Genomic DNA, 12,508 nt, shown 5'->3' with positions numbered 1-12,508 from the left:
TAGCACAGAAAAGCCGGCCAGGCGTACAGGGTAGGGCAGTGGCCCACTCTGTTTTCGAGCACACGGTTTGGCAAAGCGAGGTGAAGCGCAAGGTGGTCGCAGGAGGTGTGGCGAAGCGCACACCATCCGACATGTCTATTTCCGGCACTTCGCAAAAGCTAATAAAAATTTTAAAAACTCATATTTAAAGGTTTTCTTCGAGGAGCTCGAGCTGTTTGTAGTGGCGGAGCTGGTCGCGGAAGTGAGCAGCATCTTCGAACCTGTGCTCTTTGGCAGCTCTGCGCATCTCGGCCTCGCACTCGCGAATTTTCTTAGAGAGCTCATCGTGAGAGAGGTGCTTGGGAGCTTCGCCCTCTTTAGCTCTCATGTTTGGAATGGATTCGCCAAAGGTTTGTGAGAGCTCCTCCATCGACTCGCGCTTGGTAGACGCGGGGGTGATGCCATGCTTTAAATTGTAAGCCTCTTGGATCTCTCTTCTCTTCTCCGTTGTTGCAACAGCCTTTTGAATGGAGGCTGTCATCTTATCAGCATACATGATGACGCGCCCATCGACGTTACGCGCTGCTCTACCGCAGGTTTGCAAGAGAGCGGTTTCGCTGCGCAGAAACCCCTCCTTATCCGCATCGAGGATGGTGACGAGCGAGACCTCTGGGATGTCGAGACCTTCTCTCAAAAGGTTGATGCCAACAAGCACATCGAAGACTCCTTTGCGCAGGTCGTTAATGATCTGCACTCTTTCAAGAGTGTCGATATCGGAGTGGAGATAGCGAGCGCGCACGCCGATCTCGGTTAAATATTTAGTGAGATCCTCAGCGAGTTTTTTAGTGAGCGTTGTAACGAGAACCCTTCTTCCCTTTTCAGTTTCAACGCGTATCTCTTCCAGGCAGTCATCGACCTGATTCGTTGCAGGTCTAATGGTGATTTTAGGATCGAGAAGACCTGTCGGTCGAATGATCTGCTGGATCAGATCTCCCCCAGCTTGCTCAACCTCCCAGCTTCCGGGCGTTGCAGAGACGTAGATTACCTGCCCGATATGCGCAAAAAACTCTTCGAATTTAAGCGGGCGGTTATCATACGCCGAGGGGAGTCTGAAACCAAATTCGACAAGGGCATTCTTGCGCGCTCTATCTCCATTATACATCGCATGTACTTGAGGAAGAGACTGGTGCGACTCATCAACGAACAAGAGAAAATCTTTGGGAAAGTAGTTGAGGAGGCATGAGGGAGTCTCTCCGGGGGCCCTACCACTGAAATGGCGCGAGTAGTTTTCGATTCCTTTGCAGAATCCAATCTCGCGGATCATCTCGAGGTCGTAGGAGGTGCGCTCTTTAATCCTCTGTAGCTCGATTAGACGATTCTCCTGCTCAAAAAAAGCGGATCTCTCCTTGAGCTCCTGCTTAATCGAATCGATAGCGGTAAAGCGCACCTCTTTTGGCGTGACGTGGTGAGACCCAGGATAGATGGCGATCTCTTCTAATCGCTCTTTTACCTTTCCCGTTAGCGGATCGATCGAGCTTAGTCGCTCCACCTCATCTCCAAAAAACTCAATGCGATAGGCGAAATCCTCCTCATAAGCAGGCACAATCTCCACGATATCTCCTCGAGAGCGGAAGGTGGCGCGGATAAGGTCTAAATCGCTGCGCTTGTAGTGCATCTGCACGAGGTGCATGAGGAGTTCGTCGCGCCTTGTCTTCTCTCCAACCTTGAGCCTGAGCTGCATCTTGCTGTAGTACTCTGGAAGACCCAACCCGTAGATGCAAGAAACAGAAGAGACGATGATCACATCCTCTCTTTCGAGAAGCGAGCGCGTAGCTGAAAGGCGCATCCGGTCGATCTGATCGTTGATGGCAAAATCCTTCTCGATATAGGTGTCTGTGCGCGCGATGTACGCCTCTGGCTGGTAGTAGTCGTAGTAGGAGACGAAATACTCAACGGCATTATCGGGAAAGAAAGATTTAAACTCTTGATAGAGCTGAGCTGCGAGCGTCTTGTTGTGTGCGAGAATCAGCGCAGGCCTCTGCGCTTTCACAATTACATTGGCCATTGTGAAGGTCTTGCCGGAGCCGGTAATCCCTAAAAGAACCTGAGATTTTTTACCCAGCTTGAGGCCCTGAGAGAGCTTCTCGATCGCTTCCGGCTGGTCTCCTTTCGGAGTGAAATGGGTCTTTAATTGAAACACGGTCTTCAGGGTTTAGAGATGTAGGAAGCGCCTGCCATCCCTGAGATCTGCACAAACATGATCAGCAGAGAGAAGAGAAAGATGCCGATTAAAAGAGGCTTTCCTCCTGGGACTTGGTAGGAGCCCAGAGTCTGCTTACGGTAGCGTCCGATCCAGACCATGCAGACGGGAAGAATTCCAAAGAGTAGAACGGCGCAGATCCCTCCGGCAAAATTGAGAGCTTTGTAAAAGAGATTAGGATAGATGAGGGCCACAAGAAGCGGCGGGCCAAGAGCCAGCGCACAGAGCCAGCCATTTTCTTTCTTCTCGTGGCTGACATTCATTCCATCTGCCAGAAAGTGGACCAGACCTAAAGCTTGAGCCAGGAAGGAGGTCAAAATCGCAAAGAAGCCCAGCGTTTGCGCAAACGTTGAAACCCAGGAGATCCCCAAGATACTCGTCACCACCTGAGACGCTTCCTTATCCATTTTATAACTTTGAGCAATACCGGAGGGGCCATCCACAGGGACGATTCCGAGAACGATCAGCTCCCAAATGAGATAGACGACTAAGGCGAAAAGACTTCCGCCTAAAATCGTGAGCCGCACGCGTTTTAGATCCCCTTTCATATAAGCCGTCAGGCTTGGAATCATGTTATGAAAACCGAAAGAGATGATCAAAATTGGCAGCGAAAATAGCGCATACGAGGGCTCGGTATGCAACAAAAGATCGGCTTTAACAAAGCGCATTCCCAGAACCACTAAGCCGATGTAACTCAAGATTTTACCTACCATCAGCACTCGGTTCCAGAGATCTACCGGGCGCGTCCCCTGGTAGACAACGAAGCCGAAAAGCAGAACGAAGAAGAGGCTGCAAGCCCAAGCGGGAAAATTCCAGCTCATAAACTTCTGGAAGAAGGTCGCCGAGAGGCCTCCGCTTCCCGAAATGTAAGCTACAAGCAGCGCATAAAATAGGAAGAGGTAGAGCACCCAGCTAAGTGCTTTTCCAATCCGACCAAGCGAGTGGCCAAACATGGAAACGAGATTTACCTGCGTCTTGAACCAGCCATTTACCTCGACGAGAAGCAGTCCCGTTAAGGTCATGAAGGCCCAGGCCGCTATGAACATCAAGAAAGAAGGGAAAAATCCTGCTAGTCCAGTGAGAATAGGAAGCCCAAGCATCCCAGCTCCGATACAGCTACCTCCAATGAGGAGCGTTCCTCCGAGAATACTGCCTGGCTTTTCACTCATACACTCTGCCTTGCTTGCATCTTTTCAACGGTTCGAATCTCTTGACCCAATCTTCCGAGCTCATATCCATCGTAGTCGACAAATTTAAAAAAGCGCTCGAATTGCGGAAAGACTGTAGTCACCTGCTTAGCCAGCTCTTGTGCGATATAGCGGTAGGTCGAGTGGCCCGCTGGAGAAGAGCGCAGCTCGCAAAGCCACTGCAGAGAGCGCAGGTTCACATGGAAGTACCAGTGGATGTTATAGGCCATAGGAACCACATACTGGGCCTCCTCTGGAAGTTCTGCAGCGATCTTTTCATAAACTTTTTTTGCACGATCAAGCGCCGCACAGTACTCCTTCTCCATCTCTGTGCCTCTGATCTCTTGCGGCACGAAGTAGCCAAAGTCGCACGAGAGAAGCTGTCTCTCTTGAGTGAGAATGCGATGCCTATGGAGATCTCTGTAAACTCCGAAATCGGCAACAATCTCAAAGGTGAAAGTCGCATGCTCTAGAGCTCGTGGAGATTTATGCCTTCTATTCTCCCTGAAAGAGCAGCCCGCGTCTAGAATGCGCCCTAGCTCTTCTTCCGAAAGCGTGTTGCAAAGCTCTTGTAGTTCAAGAAGCCCAGCCGATGAGCTGCCAAATAGAAGAGCAGCGGCAACTTTTTGAGGGCTCTCTGGATCGTAGCTCATCAGGCGCACGCCCGCAGCAGACATCTTGCCAGCGGGTTGAGCGTGTGTAGCAGCCAGAGCTTTAAGCTCTGTCTGCATCCTCTCGTTAAACTGGGCAAAACTCTTGTAGTGCTTATGTGTTGCATCTCCGCGTCTTACAAAGGAGGGAAGGACTTTTGTGAGCTCGGAGTAGGTCTTTTTGCCAATATCCTGCATCTCAGCCAAACTGTTGCAGTTGAGCTTCTGAATCAATCCTTCGAAGAAGCGGCCATTGCCAAACACTCCCATGTTGGTGAGCGCGCTTGCTGGCAGAAGTCCACGTAGACAGTCGAGCACTTTTGCTCGGAGGGCTGCTGTATAAGCAACTTTTGAAACGTCTAGCTCTTTTGGGAAGCGCTTCTCCATCACCTCTGTAAGCTGAGGAATCAGGCGCGAATAGGTGTCAAAAAGGTTGTTACACATGTCGAGATAGACATCTCGATAAGCGGAGGTCATGAGAACCGGTTCGCGGTAGAAGAGATAGTCGCCATTTAGCTTCTGATCGAAGTAGATATAGCGTGTAGATTTCTCAAGAGGAGAGCCCCCAATTCTGCAATCTTCGATGATCTTCGCCGCCAGCATAGAAACGTTTTCAATCGCAAGGTGTGCTCCGCCGAGCTCTCCAATCGAGTCGTCTCCATAGCCGTCTAGAATTCTGTCGTAGAAATTTTGAGCCTTTTTGATCGCTACAATCTGATCTTCGACCTCTCTCTCTTCATCATCATGGGACACTGCCGTACCTGCGATGGTTGCAAATGCCGTCTCTTCGCTTAGAATAAATTCTTTTAATAAGAGCGAACGAAGGCCTAAGCTCGAGCGCGAATAGCGAGAGAAGAGAGCGCCCTTGATTACTTCAGGAAGATTGCGAAGTACGAAGACGTTGCTCTTCGTGCTCGTCACATAGCGATTTAAAATTTTCAGCTGACTCTCTGTGAACTCTTCATAGTCTTCAATCACGATCATCTCTCCATTTACGGTTCCGAAGAAGAATCTCAGAGTGGCAGATTCTTTTCACCCAATCAAGCGATTTTTCGCTAAAAAATTATTTCTGTGCTAGCATGACCGACTTATGAAAAGACCAAGACGCAATCGCAGAAGCCATGCTATCCGCTCAATGGTGCAAGAGACGACGCTCTCTCCTGCAGACCTCGTCGCACCTCTATTCGTCGTGCCCGGACATAAGCGCAAAGAAGAGCTCGAGAAGCTTCCCCACGTCTTCCGCTACTCTATCGATCAGCTCCTCATCGAAGCTGAGGCTCTCCACAAGAAGGGGCTCCCCGCTATCGCTCTCTTTCCAGTGATCTCTTCAGAAGAGAAGGATCTTTTAGGAAGCGAGGCTCTAAGAGAAGAGGGGATCATTCCCCAAGCGATTAAGGCTATCAAAAAAGAGATCCCCTCGCTCTGCGTGATCACAGATATCGCATTGGATCCGTTTACTTCTCATGGACACGATGGCATCGTAGGCGAGAATAGAGAGGTAGACAACGACCGCACCGTCGAAATTCTTGCGCAGATGGCACTACTGCACGGCTCATGCGGAGCGGACTTCGTTGCGCCAAGCGATATGATGGATGGACGAGTGAGAGCAATTCGACAGAGGCTGGATGCACACGCAAAGCATGAGGTTGGCATCCTCGCTTACACTGCAAAATTTGCCTCATCTCTCTATGGCCCATTCCGAGATACACTAGGATCAAAGCTGAGCTTTGGAGACAAGCGCGGCTATCAGATGAATCCTGCGAATGTAAGAGAAGCGCTTCTCGAGGCGACCCTCGATGCAGAAGAGGGAGCCGACATTTTAATGGTCAAACCAGGCCTCTTTTATCTAGATATCATCGCCAAAATCCGCGAAACCCTCCATCTTCCCATCTGCGCCTACCATGTGAGCGGAGAGTATGCCATGGTGATCGCTGCCCATGAAAAGGGCTACCTCGACGCAAAGGCGACCTTTCTAGAAGGCCTCCTATGCATGAAGCGGGCAGGAGCCGACTTTATCCTCTCCTATGCAGCCCCCCTCCTCCTCGACGACCTCTAATCAATTTATTGCGCCCATTGATCCTCCTCTTTACAATCCTCGACATGTCCAGAGAGATCAACTCCATTTTAATCGTTAAAATTGGCGCAATTGGCGATGTCGTGATGTCGCTTCCCATGCTCTCCCTTCTTAGACAAAAACACCCCAATGCTCATATCACCTGGCTCTGCGGAAAGAGTGCAGCGCCTCTTGTTGAAGCGGCTGCATTAACAGATGAGATGTTATTAATTGATGAGACTCAGTTATTTCAACGAGGAGCAGGAAGGCGCATCCTTGCTCTTATTGCTATCTGGCGAGTCTTGTTTTTTAGGCGTTTTGATCTAGTCATCACAGCGCACCCCGACCCGCGCTACCAGCTCATCTCTCTATTTTGCAGAAAAAAACTTCACCGGTTTTTTAATCGAAGACAAAAGAGGTCTTTTCCTCTTTTCGGAAGATACCATCTATATGAATACAATCGCTTGGCAGATCCAACGGAAGGCCCTCTCTCTCCTTCTCCCTCTTTTCCCAAGCTCCATCTAGAGACCACTCCTTTTCTAGAGGGATTTCTCGCCTCTCTTCCTTCTCGTCCCATTGTTGTAGTTGCGCCAGGCGGTGCAAAGAACGCCCTTTCGGACAACCCCCTGCGTCGCTGGCCTGCTTCGCACTATGCGGATCTTTTGAAGCAGCTCTCTTCTCTACCTGTAAATCTCATTGTAACGGGAGCAGAATCGGATCACTGGATCGAGCCCCTACTCTCTGAGATCACTTACCATAATTTAATAGGAAAGCTCTCTCTTTTAGAACTGGTCATGCTGTTGAAAAAAACCAAATTGTTTATCACGCACGACAGCGGGCCTCTACACCTTTCTAAATTAGCAGAATGCCCCACAATCGCTCTTTTCGGGCCAACAAACCCTAGCGAGAAGGTATCTCCCTCTGAAAACATTCATGTTTTTTGGGAGAGAATGCCCTGCGCTCCCTGCTATGATGGAAAGAAGTATGCGCAGTGCACCCAAAATAGTTGCATGCGCAACATTTCCCCTGCAGCCGTAGCAAAAAAAGCCTCCGAGCTCCTCTTCCCTCACAAGCTTTAAAGAAAAAAAGAGTAACAGGATAAAGAGGATCGCTTCGCGGCAGGATATGCAGGATAAAAGAGAAGATTTTACGCATCATCTCTTCCTATCCTACTTATCTTGCCGCCGGATTTTGCGGCGATCCTACCTATCCTGTAACTCTTACTGTTCAGCTATGCTAGCTGAAGATGGTGAGTTTCGGAATGGGAGAGATGAATTTGCCGCCTCTTTTCAGGAAGTCGACCTCTCTCTCCAAGAATTCACTCATGAAGTGGTAGGGAAAAGCGAGTAGATAGTCGGGATTCATCGCTCTTGCTTCATCTTCTGAAATAATGGGTATTCTCGTAACTGTCTGTCTTCCCCATTTAATCGGATTGCGATCTGCGACAAATGGCACTAGATCAGGGCCAATTCCATAATAAGCGAGAATCGTGTTCCCCTTTGTAGAGGCGCCATATCCGATGACTTTTTTTCCTAACTTCTTCTGTTCTTTAAGAAAAGCGATCATCTCCTGCTTATTTCTCTCTACTCTCGACGCAAAAGCATAATAGACAGACGAGCTTGTGAGATCGGAGTTCTGCTCTTTTTGACGCATCTCTCTTACCGCAGCTGTCTCTTGGGCTTTGCCCTTGTGGCGGATGTAGAGCCTAAAGCTCCCTCCGTTTACGCCGTTTAGTTCGACATCCTCTACTTCCATCCCGACTTTCGAAAGAATGTACTCGATCGATGTCAGAGAGTAGTATTCAAGGTGCTCAGCGCAGATCGTATCAAATGAGTTGAGTTCCAGCATCGTTGGGAGGTAGCTCAGCTCGATAACCCAGATGCCATTTTCGTCTAGAACATCGCGCACATCTCTTGCAAAGGCCACTGGATCTTCAAGATCGTAGAACATCGCAATACTCGTCACGATTTTCGCCTTTCTATCTCCTAATTGGGCTTTGTATGCAGCAGCGCTGAAGTAGGTGTTAATATGTAGATTGCAGTTTTTCGGCTTAATATTTTTTGCTGGGTCGATTCCCACTCTAAATAAATTTTCAGGATAGAAGCTGAGAAGGGTGCCATCGTTTGAAGCGATATCCAGAACGATATCTCCAGCGTTCAGAGGAAGTCTGCTTCGCTTTGTGACCTCATCAACGATCGACTTAAGAGCCGTCTTCATCGACTGGTTAACGCCGGACATGTACCAGTACTCGCTATACATCTCGTCTGGATCGACTGTATGTCTAAGCTGAACGAGGCCCGACTTCTCGTTTAAAGCGAGAACTACGGGGTGCTCTTCGGGAGCTGGATCTGATGGACGAGGGAAACAAGATATAGGAAGATTCCCAAGGTCAAAAACGTCAACGATAGACCCTTGAGACACCCTGCAGGTTTCTCTCTCTTTCATTTTCATAAACATCTACCTTTTTACTATTTATTTATCGTCGTAGTTATAGCGCTCGTCTTGGATTGTTGAAAAGAGGGTTTTGCCAGTTTCCGCCTGAGCTCCTTGATCGCGCAGCCAGACCGACATTCCGTAGCCGATATAGTTGCGGCTGCTCTGTCTCAAGAACATGTCGAAAGGAATGGTAAATGCAAACCCCTTGTCGTGATACTTCTTACCGTTGACAATATCCTTTGCGCTCGTATAGGTGTACCAGAGCGAGAAGCGGAGTCCGCTGCGGTAGTAGCGCGTCACCTCTGTACGAACGCCCAAGTCTTTTGCAAGAAACTGCCCAGCAGTTACTTGTAATTCGAGATTAAGCGGTTTGTAGTCGTAAAAGAGATTCGCGAAATACTGAGTTCCAACAAAGGGAACGTAGGTCACCTGATTGTGTTTGTTTAATTTTCGTATCTTGCGAGTAAAGGTAACCCCTTTATAATGGCGCTTCATCACTGTGGCCGCTTCAAATCCGATGGCAAAACGCGACTTTACTGGATAGTAGAGAAACTCGGTTGAAAGCCCTCCATAAGCAGCTTCAAAATACCCTCCCGCGACTCGATAGAACCAGCCGCTTCCTAAGTTCCACGCCTTCTGCAAGAAGGCTTTTTCCATGGCAACCGTATTTGTTTGGAAGTAGCGGATCGAATCGGTCCGCACATTGATCAGATGAGAGGGGTTGAGAATATCTTGGTGGTGAAGATTTGCGATGCTCGACTTGATGTTATAGCTGAAGAGAAACTTGTAGTAGAGCTGATCGAAGATATATCCATCCGGCGAGGCAACCAGGCCAAGGGCGTATTTAAACTTTCCCTGCGAACTTCCAAAAAAAGTGAGGAGTCGAGGCCGGAATGTGAAGGCCCAGATGTGCTTCCTTCTCTGGAAGATAAGCGCTGCGTCATACTCATCGGGCGCTCTTGGCGCTTCTCTCATAGGGGCAAGCGTTTCGAGCTCGAATTTTCCAATGATGCCCTGATGGTAGCGAACCAGATCCTCTCTCCTGTATGAGTAGGACTGGCATGGAAGAGCATCTGCTTCTACAACCACTACCACCTTTTCGATGTCAGATGGAGTAAGCGCGGCGAGCAGATGTTCGACCCGATCTCTTACGATGCTCTCTTCTCGATAGCGGTTGTTCACCACTTTGAGCCAGAGAAGCTTCTTTTTATCTGGTGTGTACATTAGATAAACGGTGAAGAGATCAAGCCCTTGATCCGCAAATGCATAAGCAAGCTCTTGTGCAAGCTCCTGCTCGCTCCTGTTTGCTCCGATAGGCTCCATGTCGATAGGGGAGGCGTAACTCAGCGGATCCTTTATTTTTGGCAAGAGCCCTTTTGAGGAGCCGAGCGGGTAGCGGATAGATGCCGATGCAGATACATCCCTTCCGCGGATAGAGCTTACAGATAGCTGAAGGGTATCCCAAGCAAGACATGCGATCCCCACGTTTATGCGAGATGAGACTCTTCTTCCTTGCGGATGCTCATGAACGTGCTTCTTGTAGTTGATCGCGTCATACTCAGCAATCAGCGTAAGATTTTTAAGAAAGGGGAGAGAGGTCTGTCTAAATGGAGTCCAAGCCGCGCCGCCAAAGAGCCCCTTAATACGGCCATGTCCCCAGCCGAGGGTCGTTTCAAAGTTGGCTTCATACCACGATTTGGTGACGACCACATACTTCGCATTAAACCGCTTTGTGCCCACAAAGTCTTCAGCTCCGATCGCGATCGAAGGAAGAATCGGAAATCCATCCTCAGGGAGGAGAAGAGCGATTTTAAAATTTCCAATGCGCTCCGCCTCATCTCCAAACCCCATCTTTCCAAAGAGCTTATCCTCCATCCCCTTAAATACCCGGTAGTTTCCCGAGATCTCGATGTGATCGAATACTTGGAAGTTGATCGCGTAATTGTTGTAGGGGGGAACGTATGCCGCCCCAAGCGCTGCGGTTCCCGCCTTCGCCATGCGGGCAGAGGGCATCGATAGATAGCCGCCTACAAGAGAGTTGTTGTAGATCAGCGGAAGGTCGTCGTGGATGTTGCGGTTCAACCTCTCCACGATCTCCAGATCGTGAAATAGCGATGAGCCCTCTTGAAGAGCCTCCGCATTGAAAGGAGCTACGAGAGCAGAAAGAAATAGGCCAGAGTATAGATGTCTGCTCATGGAATTCATAGACGCGCTGCAAAATCATAGCAAACAGCCGATAAACAATGAAGCACTCTCGCTCAAGCCGGGCCTTCAGCCCGGCCCTCTCGAGGAAGCGCTCTTCCGTTATTTCTTTCGATTTTGTAGAATCGCAGGACATGAAACAGATTAATCTTGCAATTGAAGATATTAGAAGAGCCGGAAACCAGCATCGGATCTGGCTCAGCCTCGGCCTGCTGGAAGTGAAGCAGCGTTACAGGCGCTCCGTTCTCGGGCCCTGGTGGATCAGCATCAGCATGCTGATCTTCATCGCTGCGATGGGAAAGATCTTCAGCACAATTTTCGCACAGAACATCGCAGACTACGTTCCTTTTTTCACTGCGGGATTTCTTCTCTGGTCTTTTATTACTGGCAGCATTGCTGAATCGACAGAATTGTTTAGAGCGAATGCGAGCTTTATTAAGCAGATCAAACTTCCTTACAATCTTTATGTATTAAAGTTTCTCACAAGAAACCTGATCTTTTTTGCGCACAATTTTGTGGTCTACCTTCTTGTGCTCTGGTTTTTTAAATTAAATCCGGGCTTGAATGTTCTGATGGCAATTCCAGGCCTTCTACTCCTCACCATTAATCTCTACTGGATCTGCCTCGTTGTCGCACTGATCAGCACCCGCTTTCGAGACATGGTTCCGATCATCAACAGCTGTCTTCAGATCCTCTTTTTCGTAACTCCCATCTCTTGGATGCCAAAACTGCTCGGAGAGAATTCCATAGTTGTAAAGCTCAACCCGTTCGTCTACTTTTTGGACCTGGTTAGACAGCCTCTACTCGGCAGCCTCCCTACGCCAACTACTTGGATTGTTGCCTCCTGCTTTGCGCTTGTTGGCTCTTGGATTAGCTTAAATATTTTTAGCCGCGCAAGAGCGCGCATACCCTTTTGGATCGATTGAAGAAAAATCCATCAAAAACTTGTAATTTGCGGATAGGTTCATGGCAAGCATCATCTTAGATGAAGTCTCTCTCTCCTACCCTGTATATGGAACGCGCTCTCGGTCTCTTAAGACCTCCGTTCTCAACATGGCAACTGGCGGGCGCTTAAACAAGGATGAGCCTACCGTAAAAGTCGAAGCTCTCAAGAACATCAATTTAAAACTTGAAGTTGGCGACCGAGTCGGCCTTATTGGGCATAATGGCGCGGGCAAAACCACTCTTCTTAAAGTTCTCGCCCAGATCTACGAGCCCTCTTCGGGCAAAATCAAGATCTCAGGCCAGACCAACTGCCTATTCGACATCATGACAGGCATCGATCTAGCCCTCACAGGCTATGAAAACATTATGCTGCGCGGCCTGATTCTCGGCCTCTCAAGACGTGAGGTTGAGAAGGCGGTGCCTGAAATCGAAGAGTTTGCAGAGCTGGGCGAATTCATCAAGATGCCCCTTAAGAGCTACTCTTCAGGCATGATGATTAGACTCGCCTTTGGCATTATCACCAGCATCCACTCTCAAATCCTGCTGATCGATGAGGTCGTGAACGTCGGGGACGCGAACTTCATGAAAAAGGCTAAATCCCGCATGGCAAATCTAGTCCACCGCTCCGATCTCATGGTCCTCTCTACACATGACCACAACATCATGAAAGAATTTTGCAATAAAGCCGTCTGGCTTGAAAAGGGCGAGATCCGGGCCTTTGGAGAGATCGATGAGGTCTTCGCCCAGATGCGCTCTGTCTAACTCGAACTCTTTTCCTGCATTGAAGATAATTGGA

Annotated in this window: 9 protein-coding genes; 4 read left to right on the top strand and 5 right to left on the bottom strand. The window is 49.0% G+C overall.

Translation table 11 applies throughout. The annotated features are described in order from the left end of the window. Nucleotides 1–184: 184 nt before the first annotated feature. The 3 genes from uvrB to HYX48_00570 are packed head-to-tail and all read right to left on the bottom strand — an operon-like array spanning nt 185 to nt 5,060. Nucleotides 185–2,188, bottom strand: coding sequence for an excinuclease ABC subunit UvrB (uvrB, locus tag HYX48_00580; GenBank protein MBI2742398.1), 2,004 nt, complete (start codon nt 2,186–2,188; stop codon nt 185–187). Next, complete coding sequence (locus HYX48_00575; GenBank protein MBI2742397.1) at nt 2,185–3,408, bottom strand: tyrosine transporter; 1,224 nt, start codon at nt 3,406–3,408, stop codon at nt 2,185–2,187. The genes uvrB and HYX48_00575 overlap by 4 nt, the downstream gene beginning before the upstream one ends. After that, complete coding sequence (locus tag HYX48_00570; GenBank protein ID MBI2742396.1) at nt 3,405–5,060, bottom strand: FAD-dependent thymidylate synthase; 1,656 nt, start codon at nt 5,058–5,060, stop codon at nt 3,405–3,407. The genes HYX48_00575 and HYX48_00570 overlap by 4 nt, the downstream gene beginning before the upstream one ends. A gap of 106 nt (nt 5,061–5,166) precedes the next feature. Here HYX48_00570 and hemB point away from each other — a divergent pair, with 106 nt between their 5' ends. Next, entirely contained in the window at nt 5,167–6,132 is a 966-nt protein-coding gene (gene hemB / locus HYX48_00565; protein ID MBI2742395.1) for a porphobilinogen synthase, read from the top strand. Between the two features lie 44 nt (nt 6,133–6,176). After that, nucleotides 6,177–7,208: a glycosyltransferase family 9 protein gene (locus tag HYX48_00560; GenBank protein MBI2742394.1), complete on the top strand. Its 1,032-nt coding sequence runs from the start codon at nt 6,177–6,179 to the stop codon at nt 7,206–7,208. A 157-nt stretch (nt 7,209–7,365) separates the two neighbouring features. Here the strand turns inward: HYX48_00560 and HYX48_00555 are convergent, their stop codons facing one another. After that, on the bottom strand, nt 7,366–8,580 hold the full coding sequence (locus HYX48_00555) for a methyltransferase domain-containing protein (protein MBI2742393.1): 1,215 nt from the start codon (nt 8,578–8,580) through the stop codon (nt 7,366–7,368). Between the two features lie 21 nt (nt 8,581–8,601). After that, nucleotides 8,602–10,761 carry a YjbH domain-containing protein gene (locus HYX48_00550; GenBank protein ID MBI2742392.1) on the bottom strand — a complete coding sequence of 720 codons (2,160 nt, stop codon included), beginning with the start codon at nt 10,759–10,761 and terminating at the stop codon, nt 8,602–8,604. A 140-nt stretch (nt 10,762–10,901) separates the two neighbouring features. On the opposite strand from HYX48_00550, the gene HYX48_00545 reads away from it, so the two are divergent. Then, the gene (locus HYX48_00545) at nt 10,902–11,693 is read left to right on the top strand and encodes an ABC transporter permease (protein MBI2742391.1); all 792 of its coding nucleotides are present in this window, start codon (nt 10,902–10,904) and stop codon (nt 11,691–11,693) included. A 40-nt stretch (nt 11,694–11,733) separates the two neighbouring features. Beyond that, nucleotides 11,734–12,474: an ABC transporter ATP-binding protein gene (locus HYX48_00540; GenBank protein ID MBI2742390.1), complete on the top strand. Its 741-nt coding sequence runs from the start codon at nt 11,734–11,736 to the stop codon at nt 12,472–12,474. Nucleotides 12,475–12,508: the final 34 nt, after the last annotated feature.

The sequence above is a fragment of the Chlamydiales bacterium genome (assembly GCA_016185065.1).
GTDB lineage: Bacteria > Chlamydiota > Chlamydiia > Chlamydiales > Rhabdochlamydiaceae.
This window is presented reverse-complemented; position numbering and strand designations above follow the sequence as displayed.